Genomic DNA, 18351 nt, shown 5'->3' on the forward strand with positions numbered 1-18351 from the left:
CCTCAGAAGAAGATGCCGGTGGGGTTGAGCTGCTCCTCGCGCAGCGGCCGCTGGACCCAGCCCAGCCGCGCGGGCACGTCGTAGAGCCGGCCCGGCCCGAAGCGCTTCCAGAAGTGACGCATGCCGGGGACCATCACCTTGACGACGGGCAGCCCCACGTCGGGCTGCGTCTGGTCCAGCACCAGCGTCTCCATGCCCGCGCGCCTGGCGTGCGCGACACAGCGCTCCACGTCCACGCGCAAGTCACCGGAGGACAGGTCGGGGAGCAGGCCCAGGGGGCGCGCGGGGGCGTTCGGGTCAGGGAGCAGATAGGGCTGGTTCGCCGCCGTCGCCGTCTGCCACCACCGGACGGCCTCCCGCTCGGGGAACCAGTAGAGCGTCTTGCCGTCCGCGTCCCGGTGCTGCACGGCGGGGAGGAACTGGTTGACCTCCGTGAGCGCCCGCAGCAGCGCGACGCGCGCGTCCAGGTGCGCGCCGAAGCCCACGACGATGTCCTCCACCGGCGAGTCCCATCGCCGTGACACCGCCGCGAGCGTGGGAATGCCCAGGTCCGCGGTGACGTCCAATACCCACAGCTCTCGCTGGAGTCGGCCGTAGTGCTCCCGCAGCGCGTGGACATACGGCAGGTCCACGCTGTCCAGGTCCACGGCGGGCCGCCGCGTCCGCGAGTACCACCAGAGCGCCACCGAGTCGCGCTCCACCAGCTCCAGGAAGCCCTGGAGGATGGCCTCCTCCAGCGTGTTGCCCGCCGCGCAGCCGTTGGAGTCGCTGGAGCAGAAGAACCACTTGCGCAGGTCCGGGTGCCCGAAGGAGCAGTAGGCGCTGGGGACGTGGCGGAAGCGCTCGTGCGTGAGGGACCACGCGTGAGTCCAATGGATGCGCCGGTCGGGGTCGAAGACCTCCGGCACATGGTGGAAGCCGGACGGGTGTGAGGCGTTCCACTCCGCGCGCTGGGCGTATTGCGCGGGGCTGAAGTTCATCAGCGCGTTGGGGTGGACGGCCTCGTCCCGGAGCTCGTGGAGGCTTGCCACGTGGCTCCACTCCTCACCCCGGTAGACGCCGGAGTAGCGCTCGATGGCTTCGCACAGCGCGCTCACCCGGGCCTGGGCATCCGTCGTCCCCTTGCCCCCGCTGCGGCCCCGGAGGTTGAGCAGGACGAAGCGCAGGTCCTGCTGCATCAGCGCGAAGTTGTGTCCGGCCGCGTAGCTGTGGACCAGCCCCGCGCCGTCGTCCGCGCTCAGCGGCTCCAGGTTGCGCACCACGCCGGTGATGGGGCTGATGTGCTTCTCCAGTCGCGCGAGGGTCTGCTCGGGGGACTGGGTGCGATGGCCCCCGTCACCGTCGAACCGCTTGGGACAGGGCCTGGGAATGACAGGCAGCGGCGCGCGCGACGTGGCCTCCGCGTCCGAACACACCGGACACTGGGGTCTGCGCACGAGCGCGTGTCGCTCCAATTCCAGCGTCGTCAGGTCCAGGGTGACCAGTTGTTCGCTGAGCGGGTGCTCGGGGCCGAGCACCAGCGCCTTGGCCACCTCCAGCGCCGCGAGCTGGAAGGCCGTCCCGGTGGTGGCCGACAGGCTCGCGGCCGGCAGCACCAGGGGATGGACGTGGCCCTGCTCCCGCTCCAGGAAGGACTCGAGCTGCCGGTTGGAGCGCAGGCGCTGCGCGAGGCAGGCCCAGCACGCGGTCAACGCGGGGCGGAAGACGGGCCCCAGCCACAGCGTGCCACCCACGGGCCTGGCCAGCATCCAGGGCCGCCGCGCCGCGAGCGCCTGGCGGTTGAGCGCATCGAGCGCGGGGTGCAGGTAGTCGTCGCAGAGCACCAGCTGGAAGCCCGCCTCACCCTCCGAGCGCAGGCCCTGGGCGCGCAAGGCCTCTCGCTGGGACTCCTGCCACGCGCCCCCGAGCGAGACGATGGACACGGGCGTCTGGAGGCGCTCGGCCACGGTGGCCATGTCCACGCCGAGCGCGTGCCAGAAGGGGGCCTGCTCCGGTGCGTCGGTGCTGCCCTCGAGGATGCAGCCCTGCTCCGCGGCGATCTCCAGCGCGTGGGAGACCTCCACCAGGGACAGTCGCGAGGAGAGCGCCTCGAAGACCTCCGGCAGCGAGTGGTGTCCGTCCAGCAGTGGCACGAGCAGGGGGAAGGCGCGACCTCGCAGGAGCAGGTAGTCCTTCTCGTGCAGAAGCAGCACCGTCGACTCGTCGACGCGCTCCACGCGGCAGTGGCTCTTCCAGACAGGTCTCGACAGCATTCGTGACTCCCGGGGGCATGAAGCGTGGGCACCGCTGGAACGACAGGGGCGACACCGGAGCCCGGTGGCGCGCGGCCGCCGGGTCCGGAGCGATGCGCGGGGCTCAGGTGCAGGTGCAGCAGGGACAGCAGCAGCAGCAGACCGAGACATCCTTGGCCGCCGCTCCCGCCGTCCCGCCCGGCGTCACGGTGGGCTGCGGCGGGATGAACAGGGTGATGTTCCCGTCCTTGTTGCGGTCCCAGCTCTTGAGCTGCTCGTCGTAGCCCGTCGTCGTCGCTCCGCTGTACGCCTCGGTGAACGCCACCGACTTGGGGATGGTGTCGAAGCCGTAGACCTTCAACAGGTTCGGGTCCTGCTCAATCTGGCCTTTCTTGCCAGGGTTCGCCCAGACATCCTGGATGAGCTTGGAGTACGCCGTGCGGAAGTCCGCCATGTTCATGCCTCGCTGCGAGTGGTGAGCGGCCCCGGATGAAAAACCAGTACGCGAAGACACGCTCGACAGGGCCGCCGCCGCGTTGTGCATGACGCACGCCAGACGCGAGCACCACCACGCTCGCGAGTCCTGTCGCTGGGATGCGACACATCCCGCGTCTCGAAAGTCGCCGCGCTGCTTGCTTGCCACAAGCATTTGCTTGTCACGGGGACGCCGGCACACGCGTTTTCATCCCAGACGCGCGCGAAAGGAGAGGGTTGTCGAGATTTTTGACTGGTTGAGGTTTTGCAGGCCGGTGCGCCCCGCTTCCCCCACCCATGTTTGAGTTTGGAGCGGACGAATGCCGACGAGTCGAACCGACGCGTTTCTTCCGGTCATTGGTGAATCCATGTCCGGACTGATTCAGGTCCTGCGGGTCTTCACGCAGCAGGAGGACACCATCCTCATCAGCGGGCCCACGGGCTCGGGAAAGTCGAGGCTGGCGCGCTGGAGCCACGAGCACTCGGGGCGCAAGGAGGGGACCTTCGAGGTGCTGGATTTGATGACGGTGCCGGAGGAGCTGCAGATGGGGGCGCTGTTCGGCTGGAGGAAGGGCGCCTTCACGGGGGCGGTGCAGAACAGCCCGGGCTGCCTGGCGCTCGCGAAGGGCGGCACGCTGTTCATCGACGAAATCGACAAGCTGTCCCTGCGCGCGCAGGCGGGGCTGCTCCACGTGCTGGAGGAGCGGACGTACCGGGTGCTGGGGGAGGGCACGCTGCACCGCGCCGACGTGCGCTTCATCGTGGGGACGAACGTGGACCTCCACGAGGCGGTGACGGCCGGGAGGTTCCGCGAGGACCTCTACTATCGCGTCAACGTGCTCCCCATCCAGATTCCGCCCCTGGATGCGCGCCGGGACGAAATCATCCCGTGGGCGCAGTACATGTTGAGTCGGCGACACCAGGAGCGCGAGCGCGAGGGCCAGGCGCAGATGGCCCCGGATGCGCAGGCGCAGCTGCTCAGCCGCAGCTGGCCGGGCAACCTCCGGCAGCTCGACAACATCGTCCGCCGTGCGTACTCGCTGGCGGTGATGTCCCAGGTCGAGCACGAGGTCCTGCTGAGGGACAGTCATGTGATGCAGGCGCTGGGCTACGAGGAGTCGCCCACGTCGCGCTCGCTCATCGAGGCGCTGCGCGTGGCGTCCGCGTGTTTCGTCATGGAGGCCCAGCGCGCCGCGGTGCCATGGGACCTGGACCTGGCGGATGCGTTTCGTGGCTTCGTGCTCGGCACCGCCGTGCGGCAGGTGGGGCGGGAGGAGGCCTTCCTCCTGTTGGGCCGCAAGCGGCTCTTGAAGAATCGCAATCACTACAAGGCGCTCGAGCGCGAGCTGCGGAAGGTGGACGCGCTCGTCGAGGCGGTGGGGCAGTCGCCCTCGCCCTTCACGGACCTGGTGGACCTGACGCTCGGGAAGGTCTGAATGCGCCCCGAGCAAGAGGAGTCGAGCGCGTCCGGGTCCACGCGCTTCGAGGCGCTCTGGAGTCAGCACCAGCGCGCCCTGCTGCGAATCTGCGAGCGGACGCTGGGGGACCTGGACGCGGCGAGAGAGGCGATGAGCCGCACGGGAGTGCGTGTCTGGCTTCAGATGTCGCGCTCCTCCTCCCAGGAGGAGTGGCCCTGGGCGCTGCTGCGTCGGGTGGCCATCAACGTCTGCATCGACCTCCAGCGTGAGCGGCGCCGCCAGTCGTGGCGGTGGACGTCGCTCGACGAGGAGCTGGGGGATGGCGCGGAGCTGGAGGCGGCGCGGCCGTGTGGGGAGCAGGAGGAGCAGCAGTTGCAATCGCTGTTGCTGGAGCTGCTGGAGTCGCTGCCGCCGCAACTGAGGGCCTGTGCGCGTCTGGCCTTCGTCGAACAGCAGGGCTACGCGGACATCGCGGCGACGCTCCGGCTGACGCCCGCCAACGTGCGCAAAATCGTGGAGCGCTCCCGCAAGCGGCTCGTCCAGCCGCTGGCCCAGGCGGGGGTGATTCGCGACGAGGCCAGCTTCCATCGCTGGCTGTCGGGGCGGCGCAAGCGGACGGACGGCTGATGCGCGCCGAGCCGGCTCCCATCCATGAAGGAGGGATGGGAGCCGGCCCGGTTTCAGCCGCGACGAAGGCTCACTGGCGCGCGGCGGCGACGGCACCGGTGACGGTGCTGACCAGGGGCCCGATGAGCGCGGGCGCGGTGCTGACCAGGTGCTGGAGCACGTCCGTCCAACCCTTGTCGGCGGCGGTGCCCATCACCGCGGGCTGGTAGCCCTTGCTGGCGGCGGAGACGGCGCCGCCGATGGTGTTCACCAGCGGCCCGATGAGGTGGGGCGCGGAGGAGACGAGGGACGAGAGCACGTCCGTCCAGCCCTTGTCCGCGCCGGCCGGCTGGTAGCCCTTGCTGGCGGCGGAGACGGCGCCACCGATGGTGTTCACCAGCGGCCCGATGAGGGCGGGCGCGGTGCTGACCAGGTGCTGGAACACGTCCGACCAGCCCTTGTCGGCGGCGGGCTGGTAGCCCTTGCTGGCGGCGGAGACGGCGCCGCCGATGGTGTTCACCAGGGGCCCGATGAGGGCGGGCGCGGTGCTGACCAGGTGCTGGAGCACGTCCGTCCAGCCCTTGTCCGCGCCCTGCGGACCCGTGGCCATCAGGGGATGTGTGAGGCCGATGGGCAGGCCAACGAGTTGCGAGAGGCCAGGGAGATTCGGCATCTGCGGATACGTCATGGTTTTGACTCCTTCGTTCGACTGGGTGACTGCGGGAGCCGTGGGAGCGCCCAGCCCGAACGGCAGGCTGACCGGGACCACGGTTTTCGGCGCTGCGCCGAAATCGGTGTTGAGGAAGACGGAGCGGTTGCGCACCCAGTTGGTGTCGGGCGTCACCAGCAACTCAGGCGTCTGCTGGAAGCCCAGGCTGGAAATCTGGGCCGCGGCCTGCTGGAGGCACTGCGCGTAGGAGACATTCGGCGTCCCACCGAGCACCTGTCCCAGCGTGAAGGTGAACACAGACAGGTTCTTGGTGAGCTGCGTGCCCGCGGCCGCCGTCTGCTCGGCGGTGCAGGCCGTCAGCAGCGTGCAGTTGGCCTGGGGTGGCTCGGCCGCCACCTGCGGGTCATACGCCTTGGTGACAGCCACTCCCGGGAGAATCTGGACGGGCCGGCCGAAGCCCCGGAAGGGAATCTCCCCGGCGCGCTCGTCGGAGCTCCGGTGCAGCCAGGAGCGCTGGTGCGCCTGCGTGGCGGGCAGGAAGGCCTTCTCTCCCGTGGTGGCTCCGAAGTCGCGAGGGTCGATGTATGCCTTCACCTTGGCCAGCTCGACGCGGCGGGTGGCTCCCAGTTGATGGAGCTTCCGGGCGAAGTCCGACGCGATGAAGAGGTCCTTCTCCATCCCTCCGGAGTGGCACGCGTCCAGGACGGTGGTCAGCACGCCCTCGGGGAGCGGCTGGGTCAGCTTGGAGAAGTCCTGGTCGAAGAAGAAGTCGTCGTAGAGCACCAGGCTCTCTCGCCAGACCTCGTCTATCTGCACGCGGTAGCCATGGCCGGAGAAGAAGAAGACCAGCGCGTCATCCTGCGTGGCACCGTCGAACAGCCAGGCCAGCGACTCCTTCAGGTTGCTCAGCGTGGCGGCCTCGTCCAGCCGGACCTGGATGTCCTTCGGCGCGAACCCATACTGCGTCCCCAGCAGGCTCACCATCAGGTTGGCGTCGTTGATACAGCTCGACAGTTGATTGATTTGGGGACGGTAGTTGTTGATGCCCGCGACGACGGCCTTGCGGTTGCGAATCTGGTTCGGCGCGCGCAGCTCCGAGGAGGTGCGCTTGGTCGGTGTTTCCTTGGGAGCGGGGGGCGGACTCGCGGGGGGCTTGGGGGTGGCGTCCGTGCCGCTCGGGGTAGAAGGACTCATGGCGTGCTTCGCCTCCTGGGGCGCTTCGGGAGCACCGCGAAAGCGCGGTGGGTGGTGCGCCTTGAGAACGAACGGAGGGCGCGTGGCGTGACACGTCCCGCGGACGTCAATCGCCAGCACTCGAGGGCTGTCACGAGCCCTGCTTACGGACCGTTATGGGAGGCGCGGTCTGGATGCGATTCGCGCGGGAGGAAGTCGATGCCGAAATACTGTCGAGAGAAGTTCGAGAACTCCACCACGGGGAAGGAAGTCTGGGTGTGCTGGCAACAGGACAAGCACGTCCACGACGCTTCACTCATCACCACGATTGCCCAGTGGCTCGGCACGAATCAGGGAGGGGTCTGGCAGGTGCGTGCCAACAGCTACCAAAGCAATCAGTCCTCACCTGGAGAGAATGATTTGTCTTACTCCAGTTGAGGACACCGGGGTGGAGGGAGTCTCCCGGCTCCCTCCACCCCGGGCTGTCTTCACCCCGGGTGGTTTCATGCGACAAGCCACTTTCGACGGGGAGCCCCGCTCTTTAGTGTGCCGCCGACATGAACCTCCCCGCATGTCGCTCTTCCGCCGTCTCGGTCCCCGGGTCCGTACGAACCACCGTCCCGTGTCAGCGCGCACCCTCCCGCCTCCGGCTCTCGTTGCTGGTCGCCCTGGTGGCGCTGGGGGCCACGGGCATGGGGTGCTCATCGGACGAAAGCCCGCCGCCCCCTTCCTCGGGTGGAGACGCGGGCACGCCCCGCCCGGATGCGGGAGGTCCACCGTCGGACGCCGGTACCGAGGAGCCCGCTCCGGATGCCGGTGGAGAGCCGGCGCCTGCCTTCACCGTGCTCCCGCCTTCCGAGCCGACGCTGCGCTTCGCGCCGCGGAACACGACGCGCTTCAGCGTCCAGGTGCGACGTGATGACTCGTTCACCGGCGACGTCACCCTCACGCTGGAGGGGCTGCCCGCCCACGTCCTGGCGGACGCGCTGACGCTGTCCGTGCCGGGGGCGGAGAACCTGGCCAGTTTCGAGCTCCACGTGGAGGAGGCCGCGGCCTATGGGCGCTTCCCCATCCGGGTGGTGGGAGAGGGCCGGGGGGAGCGTGTCGAGGTGTCGGTGACGCTGGAGGTCCAGCCGGGGCAGGCCGCGCTGGATGTCTCGTTTGGCTCACAGGGGCTCATGCTCCCCGCGCTGGGGCTGTCCGCGGTGAGCATCAACGCCATGGCCGTGACGCCGGACGGGAAGTGGATTCTCGCGGGCTCCACCGGCTCGGCGGGCCTGAGGGACGTGCTGGTGGCGCGGCTGCTGCCGGACGGAACGCCCGATGTCTCGTTTGGCACCCAGGGCACACGCGTCATCGACGTCTGTGACGGTGATGACTACGTCGACGCCGTCACCGTGCTCTCGGACGGGCGGGTCGTGCTCGCCGGTGGCGCCATCGCGGACACCAACAGCTGCACGGCGCGCAACTACCAGAGCCTGCTGCTCGTGCGGCTCACCGACACGGGCGCGCTGGACACCACCTTCGGGACGACGGGGGTGAGGACCTTCCAGCTCTCCGCGGGCAACGCCACGCTGCATGCCCTCACCGTGGACTCCCGGGGCCGCGTGGTGGGCGCGGGGACCGTGCAGAACACGGACCGGGACCAGGTCCTCGTGCGACTGCTGCCGACGGGCCAACTCGACACCTCGTTCAGCGCGGACGGACTCGCCTGGGAGGACGTCGGCGAGGACGACGAGGGGCTGGGGGTCATCGCGCTCGCGGACGACTCGCTCCTGCTTGCGGGCACGACGGCGTCTCACAACCATGGCCTGTCGCTGCGGCGCTATCAGGTCAACGGTGAGCGGGACCGCGCCTTCAGCTACAGCCCTCCCGCCTATGTCACCCCCAGGCTCACGCCCCGGACGCTGCACCTCCTGGAGGGTGGCAAGGTGCTGGTGGGGACTCGCGCCGTGTTCAGTGGGGAAGGGGCCGGCACCGGCGCGGGGCTGCTGCGAATCGACAGCGGCACGGGCGCGGTGGACTCCTCCTTCGGCACGCAGGGCTCCCGCTACTTCGTGACGGTGGAGAATCAGGCGAGGGACGTGCTCGTGGGCACGGGGCTGCTGCCGGGCGGCGACATCGCGCTGTCCACGGTGTACCGGGACGAGTCGGGCGTGCCGGGCCTGGGCCTCATCCATGTCTCCGCGAATGGGCTGACGGTGCTGCGCTCGCACCACTCGGACCTGCCCGGAAGTGAGCGGCCCCTCGTCGCGCGGCTCGACGCGGAGGGCTTCTTCCGGGTGGCGGGACTGCACACCGCGCCGGGACAGTCCGTGGAGACCCCGTTCGTGGCGCGCTTCTGGCCCTACTGAGCCCGTCCCCTTCCGCCTCCACGCCCCGTCAGCTGTCGAGGGGGCGTGGGGCGCGTTGACTCGCCTGGAGGGGGCTCCGAGAATGCGCGCTCCCCAGGCCCCGTGGAGCCCCGCTTGAACCTGCTGACCCGCGTGAAGAAGAGCCTCCGACACCGGGCCGCCCATCAGGCCTCCCAGCCCCTCTCGAAGCTGCTCAGCCTCACCGGCTTCGGCCGCTATGGGCCGGGCCCCCAGCTGAAGAGCCCGGAGCCGCTGCGGCAGGCGGGCATCCCCTACGAGACGTTCCGCTTCGACGTGGCCGGGCTGGACCGTTTCTGGAACGAGCTGCAGGCGGGCAGCCCCGTGCTCCGGCACTACTGCTCGCTCCAGCCCTACTGGGAGAAGCGTTCGCAGTACCACTACTCCTGGACCCAGCTGGCGCCGCTGCTGTCGCGCGAGGACGCCGTCTACGTCGACATCGCCTCCACGCTGAACAGCCCCTACCTGGAGGTCATCCGCGCCCTGGCGAAGACGCGCAACGTGTTCGTCCAGGACCTGGTGTTTCCGCCCGGCATCAACGGTCATGAGATTGGCGGCTCGGCCGCGGAGCTGCCGCTGGGCAATGCCTCCGTGGATGCGATGACGCTGCACTGCTCCTTCGAGCACTTCGAGGGGACCGCGGACACGGGCTTCATCCGGGAGGCGGCGCGGGTGCTGCGGCCCGGGGGCCGGGTCTGCATCGTCCCGCTGTACCTGGGCGAGTATGCCTTCACGATGTGCGACCCCGCGTGGGGTTATGACATCCGCCGCGAGGCCGAGCCCGTCATCCACCTCTTCCCGGGCTGGGGAGAGCGGCACGGGCGCTTCTATGGCGTGGACACGCTGAAGGAGCGCGTCCTGGACCCCGCTCACGCCGCGGGGCTCACGTCCCGCGTCATCCACTTCGAGAACATCCTCGAGCTGCACCCGACCTGTTACACCCACTTCGGCCTCGTGCTGGAGAAGCCCGCGGTCGGTTGAGGCTCGGTCCCCAGCCCCGTGCCCGGGGCGGGGGCCTCTCCCCTGAGGTCGTGGCACTGAAGGCATCGCGCCGGGCGACACGCGCCCAGGCGCGGTGGCGCATTCTTTCTTCATTTCCAGGTCGCGAACGCGAAGCGTCGAATGCGGTGCGCCACCTGGGCGGTAGGTGTGTCTCCCTGATGAAGCCGGAGTGCGAGCCGCACCCTGTCCGAAACGTCTGCTGTCGGGCGACACCCGCGACCTGAATGACCTGTCACGCGACCCATGCGCCGACCCTCGCGGCGCGTGACGGTCGCTGTATGTGTTTCATGTTTCATGTGACGCAAGGGTTTTTCGGTGAAAACAGGCATTAAATCCTGTCGCGAAACTCGCTGTCTCACATTCCGACAATGTTGAAGCGCGGGCTGGCAATGTGCCGGGCTCCTCGCCGTTCTCCCGCGCCTCCCCCATCCCCCAGGAGGTTGTCATGGCCATTCCTAGAGAGCTGCCCACGAAGGTCCGCAAGCCCGTAGAGCAGCCCAAGCCGAAGCCGAAGGCTCCCAAGGTCACGGCCGCGCAGGCGAAGAAGAAGGCGGAGAAGGCGCGCACGGAGGCCAAACGCACGCTGCAAAAGGCGCACGCGTCGGAGAAGAAGGCGACGGAGGCGCGCAAGACGCGCGGCGACGCCGGCTCCCGGCTGGACAAGGCGGACAAGGAGCGCGCCGTCGCGCTCTCTCCCGGCGCGAAGGACACGGCCCAGAAGAAGGTTGAGACGGCGTCCAAGGACCTCGACAAGGCGGACAAGGCCTCGAAGACGGCGAACGAAATCGCCGCCAAGGACAAGCGCGAGGCCCTCGCCGCGGCCAACAAGGCGCTCGCCGCGGAGAAGGAGGCGAACGACGCCGCGGAGAAGGAGAAGCTGCCCAAGCCGTACGCCCTCGCGGACCGGCAGAAGGATGTCTTCGACGCGGGCAGCCTGTCCGCCAAGGACCAGGAGAAGTTGTTCGGGACGAAGTCCGTCGTCTCCTCGAAGGAAGCCGCGACCTCCGATGCCAGACGCGTCGCGGACGCCTCCTCCAAGAGCCCGCGCGCTGGCGCCGAGGAACTCAAGCGTCAGCTCGCGCTCGGTCAGGACCCCGCGTACCGCAAGGCCCTGGTGAGCGAGTCCGCGCCGCAGGTGCAGAAGGCCGCGGACGCGGTGGGTGACAAGAAGACGCCCGCGGAGGACCGCAATGCCATGGTGAAGAGCCTGGCCGACAGCGCGGCGCTGGCGGGGCCCGAGGGCCGCAAGCCGATTGTCGACAAGCTCAACGCGCAGAAGGACCAGGCGACCGTCATCGAAGGCCTCAAGTCCCAGGGCAAGGATGCCAACACCCTGGCGCTGGGCGCGACGATGGCCCGCGAGCTTCGGGCCTCCGCCCAATTCGACAAGGCCGACGCCATCACCCAGGCCAGCCCCGAGCTGAAGAAGGCGGCGGCGGAGTCACCCCTCGATACGGCGCTGCGCAAGGAGGTGGACCTCCAGACGGTGGCCGAGGAGAAGGCCGGTCTTCAGAAGGGGATGTCGCAGACCCAGAAGGACCTGAAGGCTCGGACCCAGGCGCTGGAGAAGCTGGCCCAGCAGCCGGAGAAGCTGCCGCCCGGAGTCTCCATCGAGAGCCGGGACGGGTATGGCACCACGCTCGTGACGAAGGATGACAAGGGGCAGGTCACCGAGCGGACGCGGTTTGGCGACCGCGACGACATGACGTACGTCACGTCGCAGAAGTTCGACCGGGCGAAGGGCACGGTGGAGGAGGAGACGCTGGAGGACCACCACAAGATGGGCACGCTGACGAACACCCGCGCCGCCTGGACGGACAAGGACGTCGACGCGGCGTCGAAGGTCTCCAGCTTGCGTGACGTGGAGAAGCGCAGGAGCGCCGACCCCAAGGCATCCTTCGAGTCCCGCGAGCTGTCGGTCGACGGGGACAAGCGCCTGGTCGAGAAGACCGTCACGGAGGATGCGAAGAACGGCACCACCCAGACGACCCGGACCTTCGGCACCCAGGATGACGAGAAGGGGCTGAACGACCAGCTCAAGGGCAAGTTCGACGACGACCGCCCCCTGGACAAGGTGGACACCAAGACGGTCCACATCCCGCCCGAGGGGGCCAAGGACCCCGACGGCAAGCCCGCCAAGGCCAGCTACACCTTCGGCACGTCGTACTCCCAGGACAACGCCCGCGTCACCGCGAGCGAGAGCAAGGTCTTGGACCGGCCGGAGAAGAAGCCTGGCGAGAGCTCGTACGACAGCGGCTTCTACGACGCCGCGGGGGACGTGGAGTACCGGGCGGAGAAGGAGAACGGCTCGCCCAAGAGCTGGACGCTCCAGACGAGCAATCCCGGCGAGCTGAACACCCAGACGTTCATCGAGGGCAAGGAAGACCTCTCCGTCACCACCCGCAAGAAGTTGGACGGCAACACCGTCACGGAGACCACCGAGGGCCGGGTGCCCGACCCGAAGAACCCGGACGGGGACCCGGTCAGCGTGAAGGGCGACACGAAGCGCACGTTTGACGGGAAGGGGCGGCTGGCCTCGGCGCACTCGGACCAGACGGAGGCGGACGGGACGCGCACGGTGCGCGACTACGCGCTCACCGAGAAGCGGGACGACAAGGGCCGGCTCCAGACCACCGAATCGAGCACCACCTCCACGCAGCCCAAGGACGGCCCCGCCGTCGAGGCTCGCAGCGAGCTGACGCGGACGTTCGACGACAAGGACAGGGTCGTCGCATCGCACCTGGACCAGACGGACGAGACGGGCGCGCGCGCGGTGCAGGACTACTCGCGCGAGGAGAAGCGCAACGCCCAGGGCGAGGTGGAGATCCACGAGCGCACCACATCCAGCCTGAAGCCCAAGGACGGCCCCAAGAGCACCCAGGAGCAGGAGCAGGTGTCCGTCGACACGAAGACGGGACCGGAGCTCATCCGCGCCTCCAACAAAATCACCAACGCCGACGGGACGGCCCAGCACTCCATCACCCCCGAAGGACAGACGCTGACCGTCAATGGCGAGAAGGTCGACTCGGTCGACGCGCTCAAGGCGCTGCCCAAGGGGCAGGCGTCGCTGGGCGGGGCGGCGGTGGATGGCCTGTCGCAACAGGTCAGGGACTTCAATGAGCTGGCGCTCGCGATGTCTCCCAACCGGGCGTTGAACCCGGACAAGGTGGAGCGCAACGACTTGAAGGAGGTGAAGGCGGCGGTCTCAGCCAACTCCGTGGGCATGCTCCGCCTGAAGGAGGCGCTCACGCCCGCGCTCAATGGCCAGCCGTCGCTCAGCCTGGACCCCAAGGCACGCCTGGTGGGCGGAGCGAGCGGGATTGCCGGCCTGGCCGGCAGCGCTGAGATTCTGGCCAAGGCGGGGCCCCTGTTCATGCGGGACTTCAGCCAGGGCAACTACCTTGGCGCGGCGAAGGACGGGGTGGCGCTCGTGACGGGCACCATCGGCGTCGTGTCGGGTGGCAGCGCCGTCACCACCGCGCTTCGTGGCGCGGGCAGTGGCCTGACGCTGGACGGAGGCGTCATCACCGCGGGACAGCGCCTGACGCCCATGCAGGCAGCCAAGAGCCTGAACGGGCTCGCGAAGCTCACCGCGGGGCTGGGCGTCCTGAGTGGCGGCATGCAGGCCTACGACGGCATCCAGAAGGGCAATGGCTGGGCGGTCGCCAGCGGCGTGACGACGGCGACCGCGGCGGTGGGTGGCTACCTGGCGGCCGGCGCCGCGGCGGGAGCCTGGGGCGGGCCCGCGGGAGCCGCCGTGGGACTGGCGATTGGCCTGGGCGCGTGGGGCATGACGAAGGCGTTCGACCACTTCGACAAGAGCGACGTGAAGATCGCCCAGCCGACCATCTGACGACGACGTCCTCCTTCCCGGGCACGTTTCGCCCGGGAAGGAGGGGTGCCGCGCGTGTTACCGGTTGGGAGGCGCCCCCAGCGTCACCCAGCCACTGAGCGTCTTGTTGCCGTCGGTGTGGCTCTCCACCGCGTAGAAGAAGTGGCGAGTCGCGTCGGAGGCGTCGACGAAGCGCACCGCGGTCGTTTCGGAGAGGTCCTCGCTGGCGGCGACCTCACCAATGGCCTCCATGTCGCCCGCCTCGGGGTTCTCGCTCCGGTAGACGACGTAGTGCTTGTGGTGCACGGTGTGCGGCCACGTCAGCTCCGTGTACTTGCCGTCGACGCCGCGCACCGCGAGCTCCACGGCGACCGGCTCCGTATCCGGCGAGATGACGTTGACCTCGTACCTCACGCCACCGATGGGGTCCTTCCGGTCATCCCTCTCGAAGATGTTCATCGGGAAGAAGCCCTCGGGCCCGTCCGACAGGAAGTTCACGTGGATGCGCTCATCCATCTCCTTGTCGGTGTGGAGGCCCAGCGCGCCGCCGTGGCCGCCGAAGAACAGCGTCGTGCCTTCGACACCCTCCAGGCCCTCGGCCTCGCCGCCCGCGGCCTCCCAGGCCGCGAACAGCCGGTCCGTCAGCGTCAGCGTCACGCGGCCCGGGAACGGCTCTGCCTCGGGACGGATGAAGAGCGTCGTCGCATGGCCCACCGTGGGGCGCACGTCATACGTGGTGGTGCCCGTGCCGCCGGGCAGCATCCGGACCACGTCCACGTTGCGCCAGGCGATGTTGTTGTTGAGCTGGGTGTTGGTGACGGTGTCGGAGCCGATGATTTCCGGGTAGCTCATCGGGTCGCCGTCGGACACCCACCGCGCCAGCAGGCAGTAGTGGCCGGGCAGGGGGACGTTGGCCCATTGGATGCGGATGTCACGCGTCTCGCCCGCGTCCAGGAAGATGTTGTGTTGGGTCTGGATGCGCCTCCAGCTCGTGGAGCCCCAGGAGGAGTTGCCGCCCGACGCCAGGTAGTACAGGTGCAGCGAGCCACCAATGGGGCCGGTGGGGCGCAGCGGGCCGTAGTTGCGCAGGGTGACGAAGACGTAGTTGTTGGGCGTGCCGAACACGGGGTTGGTGGAGCTGGCGCAGCCGTTGACGTTGTTGCACACCTTGATGTCGGGGCTCGTCCAGATGGCGCCGGAGCTGGGCTCCCAGCCGTTGTCGGCCGGCGTGTCGCGGATGAAGACGTCGGACGGGGTGCGGCAGTCGCTCAGGAAGTCCTGCACGGCCTGGGGCACGTCCGCGCCGCTGGGCGCCGTCAGCCGGTAGGCCCCCTGGGAGACGGTGGCGTAGTTCTGCATGATGCCCACCACCGTCGGGTCGGGCGTGCCGCCCGTGGGGACGTAGACGGCGTGAATCCGGATGCCCTCGTTGTAGGCCTCCTGGGCCTGGAGGCTGGCCAGGGCGTTGCTCGTGTACGAGTCATTGAAGCCGCCGGGCAGGTTGTCGGTGATGAGGACGACGACCCGGCGGGCCCCCGTGCGCCAGTAGCCCGTGAAGGCGCCGTTCTGGTTCGGGCGGAAGGCGATGTTGTGGATGACGGTGTTGAGCGCCTCGTCGGACGCCTCCGGCAGGTTCCACCCGCCGTTCGCGGTCAGGCTGGCGATCTGCGCCTGCATCTGGGCGTCGTTGCCCGCGCCCAGGTCCACGCGCACGGTGACGTCGTCCTGGAAGGTGACCAGGCCCAGCCGGTAGTCGCCGTTGGACGACGTCTGGATTTGCGTCAACAGGTTGGAGAAGTTCGCCTGGAGGGCGGTCAACGAGCCGCCCATGCTGCCCGTGTCGTCGATGGCGAAGACCACGTCCAGGGGGCCGCACTCGCACGGGTCGACCTGGGGCGGCTCTTTCGGAGGAACCGGGGCGGGAACCCTGGCGGCCGAGGCGACCTGGGAAGACATGAAGAGACAGAGCATTGCCGCGCCGAGCCAGGACATGGCTCGTGGGCGGAGCGTGTTTGACTTTGACATGTAGTGGTTTTCTCCTACGGGGTTTCCACGTCATGTCGGAGAGGGATTGGCGGGGCGTCGACGTGGCGGGCGGTTTGTGAGCAGGAAGCAAGCCATTGCGGGCTTGCGAGTCATTCAGGCGGTTGCGGGGACACGGCGTGGCGGGATGGGTTACTCACGGGGTGGTTTTGTGAAGTTTCCCGCTACACCTCGCACGTGGCGGACGTGTCACAAGCCCCGGGGGCGTGTCGTCTCGGGGATGTGCGGCCGGGGCTTCCGGTCTCACGCTCTCCAACCACCCTGGTGCACCGTGCCCTACAAGTTCCTGAAGCAGCCGAAGACGCCTCCCGACTCCAAGCTCTGTGGTTTCTATGCGCTGTACCACTTCACCAATGGCGGGCTGACGCGGGACGAGTTCATCCAGAAGGCGACGCAGCACTACGAGACGGCGCTCGGCCTGCCGAACAAGGAGGCCCAGGAGATGGTGATGGATGGCAATGACCCCTCCGTCCTGGGGTTGTATGGCCTGGCCCAGAGTGACGCGGACACGCTCAAGAAGCGGGGCGTGGGTGTGATTGCGGACACCACCCGCGGCCACTTCTTCACCGTGCGCCAGGAGAACGGCGTCTGGTCCAGCTACGACAGCTACAACCATGACGCGGCGAAGGCCTATCCCTCCTTCGAGGCGCTCCAGAAGGCGGAGATCGGCAACAGTCAAATCTGGGTCTGAGGGAGGTCGGCGGGACAGCCCTGCTCGGGCGTGCGAGATTGGAGCCTTTGACGAGGACTCCCGCTTGCGCGCCCGAATCGCCGCCCCTTGGAGTGTCGGACTGGCCTTGGTTGTCCTTTGCCTCGCGTGTGCCCACCGGCCGTCGTCCCCGAGGTGCTCGGCGGGGGAGACGCTGTGCTGGGACTTCGAGGAGGGGCGGCTGCCCGCGGGTTGGACACCGCACCGTGACGAGTTCAGCGGGCGGCTCGTCGTGGATGACACCCGGGCCCATGGCGGCAGGTATGCGCTGCATGCCAGCCAGTTGGTGGGAGGCCGGGAGGGCGAGCAGGGGGGACCGAAGAAGACGGTGCGCTTCGAGCTGCCCGGGGACTTCGGCCCCGTGCTCTGGGGGCGCGTCTTCGTCTACACGACGCCCGCGCGCCCGGCCTCACACGCGGGACTCTTCAACGCGCGCTATCCCCGGCCCGGGAGTGATGACGGCGCGTTCCAGGCGCTCGACTGGTACGAGGTGGCGACGTACCAGGAGAAATACATGGCCCTCTGGCATCCGCCGGAGCCGCCCGGCTTTCCGGAGTGGGTGCAGGTCTCCGACACGCCGCTCGTGCTGGACCGGTGGGTGTGTCTGGAGTGGCTCTTCGACGCGGCGAACGGGGAGGCCCCGGAGGCCGCCGAGCCGCGTGTCTGGCTCGACGGCGTGGAGCTGGCCTGGCCCCGGAAGTTCGTCTTCTCCGACCCGCCCACGGACACGCCTCCGAAGCGGGAGAAGGCCCGGAGCTTCACGGTGCTGGAGACGGGCGTCTTCCTCTACCAGGGGCTCTCCGTGCCCACCGACTGGTGGCTCGACGACCTGGCCGTCGGTGGGCAGCGGGTGGGGTGCTCCCCGCGTTGAGGATGGGCCCTGGATGAAGCGGGGCTCGCGCACGTCTCAGAAGAGCTTCTTCAGGTACTTGCCCGGCTCCTTGGCGAAATCCACCGCGTAGTTCAACCCCTTGTCGACGGTATCCGTGATGGCGCCCCCGGGGTCGTTCATGGCGGTCTCCTTGAGGTCGATCATGCCGGTGTAGCCCAGCTTTTCCTTCAGGTGTTTGGTGGCATCCTCGGTGCTCATGCCGGTGAGCGTCGCGCCTCTCCAGACAGAGATGGGCCCCAGGTCCTGCAAGCGTTTGATGTCGTCTGGATTCGTGGGGTGCTTGCCGTACTCGAAGACGAAGGTGACAGGCTGTGTGACGCCGCCAGTCTCGACCATCTTCACCATTTCGGAGATCGGGTCGGACCCCGCTGGGACCTTGTCGGGGGAGGGAGGGTTGATGGCGATGGTGGCTCCGGGGAACATCGCCCGCGTCTCAACCCCATGGTCGGCTGCCTTTTGGAAGCCGTAGTTGAACATGAGCTGATGGTCTGGAACGCCCGACGCGCGGACTTCGTTCAGGAACCCATTGTTGAAGGCATCGGCATCCTTCACGTCCAGCTTGAGGCCGACCCCCAGCTCCTTCCCCTTGTTCAGCCATTCCGTGAGGGTGAGGTTGTCGCCCTTCTCATGGATGGGGTCGTGCCGCATTTCGATGCGACCCTTGTCATTGATTTCCATGCTGACGTCGCCCTCCATCCAGTTGTAGTCCCCCTTGGCGGCTTTGTTGAAGTCGCCGCGGGTGTTGGTGGAGTGGGCGTTGTGGGCGTCAGCCAGCTTCATGTCCGGCTTCCAGCGAGGCTCCTGCGCGGGAGGGGGCGCGGGAGGGGGCGGAGCACTCGGCGCGGGTCCTGGCGTGGGAGAAGGCGTTGGGGAAGGCAGACCCGGCGCGGCTTCCGGCGTGGGAGGGGGGTGGGGGCCAAGGAGACCGG

At 68.6% G+C, this 18351-nt stretch carries 13 protein-coding genes; 8 read left to right on the plus strand and 5 right to left on the minus strand.

Features of this window, described 5'->3' with window-relative positions:
* Window positions 1-2: 2 nt before the first annotated feature.
* Both HUA78_RS32910 and HUA78_RS32915 read right to left on the minus strand, forming a co-directional pair.
* A complete protein-coding gene (locus HUA78_RS32910) occupies window positions 3-2252 on the minus strand; it encodes a TOMM precursor leader peptide-binding protein (protein ID WP_174477943.1) in 2250 nt (749 codons plus the stop codon).
* 103 nt (window positions 2253-2355) lie between these two features.
* On the minus strand, window positions 2356-2685 hold the full coding sequence (locus tag HUA78_RS32915) for a hypothetical protein (RefSeq protein ID WP_174457796.1): 330 nt from the start codon (window positions 2683-2685) through the stop codon (window positions 2356-2358).
* Window positions 2686-3073: 388 nt separating this feature from the next.
* Between HUA78_RS32915 and HUA78_RS32920 the strand changes: the two genes are divergently transcribed.
* Together HUA78_RS32920 and HUA78_RS32925 are read left to right on the plus strand one after the other, a co-directional pair.
* Window positions 3074-4141: a sigma-54 dependent transcriptional regulator gene (locus HUA78_RS32920; protein WP_305794702.1), complete on the plus strand. Its 1068-nt coding sequence runs from the start codon at window positions 3074-3076 to the stop codon at window positions 4139-4141.
* Window positions 4142-4750, plus strand: a complete 609-nt coding sequence (locus HUA78_RS32925; protein WP_174457794.1) for an RNA polymerase sigma factor — start codon at window positions 4142-4144, stop codon at window positions 4748-4750.
* A 70-nt stretch (window positions 4751-4820) separates the two neighbouring features.
* On the opposite strand, the gene HUA78_RS32930 is transcribed toward HUA78_RS32925, so the two are convergent.
* On the minus strand, window positions 4821-6593 hold the full coding sequence (locus tag HUA78_RS32930) for a caspase family protein (RefSeq protein ID WP_174477945.1): 1773 nt from the start codon (window positions 6591-6593) through the stop codon (window positions 4821-4823).
* Between the two features lie 198 nt (window positions 6594-6791).
* Between HUA78_RS32930 and HUA78_RS32935 the strand changes: the two genes are divergently transcribed.
* The 4 genes from HUA78_RS32935 to HUA78_RS32950 all read left to right on the plus strand — a co-directional run bounded on the left by HUA78_RS32935 (window position 6792) and on the right by HUA78_RS32950 (window position 13799).
* The gene (locus HUA78_RS32935) at window positions 6792-7010 is read left to right on the plus strand and encodes a hypothetical protein (protein WP_174457792.1); all 219 of its coding nucleotides are present in this window, start codon (window positions 6792-6794) and stop codon (window positions 7008-7010) included.
* Between the two features lie 218 nt (window positions 7011-7228).
* The gene (locus tag HUA78_RS32940; RefSeq protein WP_254624022.1) at window positions 7229-8926 is read left to right on the plus strand and encodes a delta-60 repeat domain-containing protein; all 1698 of its coding nucleotides are present in this window, start codon (window positions 7229-7231) and stop codon (window positions 8924-8926) included.
* Between the two features lie 114 nt (window positions 8927-9040).
* Window positions 9041-9925, plus strand: a complete 885-nt coding sequence (locus tag HUA78_RS32945; RefSeq protein WP_174457790.1) for a class I SAM-dependent methyltransferase — start codon at window positions 9041-9043, stop codon at window positions 9923-9925.
* Window positions 9926-10391: 466 nt separating this feature from the next.
* Window positions 10392-13799 (plus strand): hypothetical protein, encoded by a 3408-nt coding sequence (locus HUA78_RS32950; protein WP_174477947.1) that lies wholly within the window; start codon window positions 10392-10394, stop codon window positions 13797-13799.
* Between the two features lie 57 nt (window positions 13800-13856).
* On the opposite strand, the gene HUA78_RS32955 is transcribed toward HUA78_RS32950, so the two are convergent.
* A complete protein-coding gene (locus HUA78_RS32955; RefSeq protein ID WP_217442680.1) occupies window positions 13857-15734 on the minus strand; it encodes a vWA domain-containing protein in 1878 nt (625 codons plus the stop codon).
* Between the two features lie 358 nt (window positions 15735-16092).
* On the opposite strand from HUA78_RS32955, the gene HUA78_RS32960 reads away from it, so the two are divergent.
* Window positions 16093-16512: a hypothetical protein gene (locus HUA78_RS32960; protein ID WP_174457787.1), complete on the plus strand. Its 420-nt coding sequence runs from the start codon at window positions 16093-16095 to the stop codon at window positions 16510-16512.
* 106 nt (window positions 16513-16618) lie between these two features.
* Complete coding sequence (locus HUA78_RS32965) at window positions 16619-17401, plus strand: hypothetical protein (protein WP_174477949.1); 783 nt, start codon at window positions 16619-16621, stop codon at window positions 17399-17401.
* 36 nt (window positions 17402-17437) lie between these two features.
* Here HUA78_RS32965 and HUA78_RS32970 read toward each other — a convergent pair whose 3' ends face one another.
* Window positions 17438-18202, minus strand: coding sequence for an FAM151A/B family protein (locus HUA78_RS32970; RefSeq protein WP_174477950.1), 765 nt, complete (start codon window positions 18200-18202; stop codon window positions 17438-17440).
* Window positions 18203-18351 lie beyond the last annotated feature (149 nt).

Source organism: Myxococcus sp. CA033, assembly GCF_013336625.1.
In the GTDB taxonomy this organism is placed as follows: Bacteria; Myxococcota; Myxococcia; order Myxococcales; family Myxococcaceae; genus Myxococcus; species Myxococcus llanfairpwllgwyngyllgogerychwyrndrobwllllantysiliogogogochensis.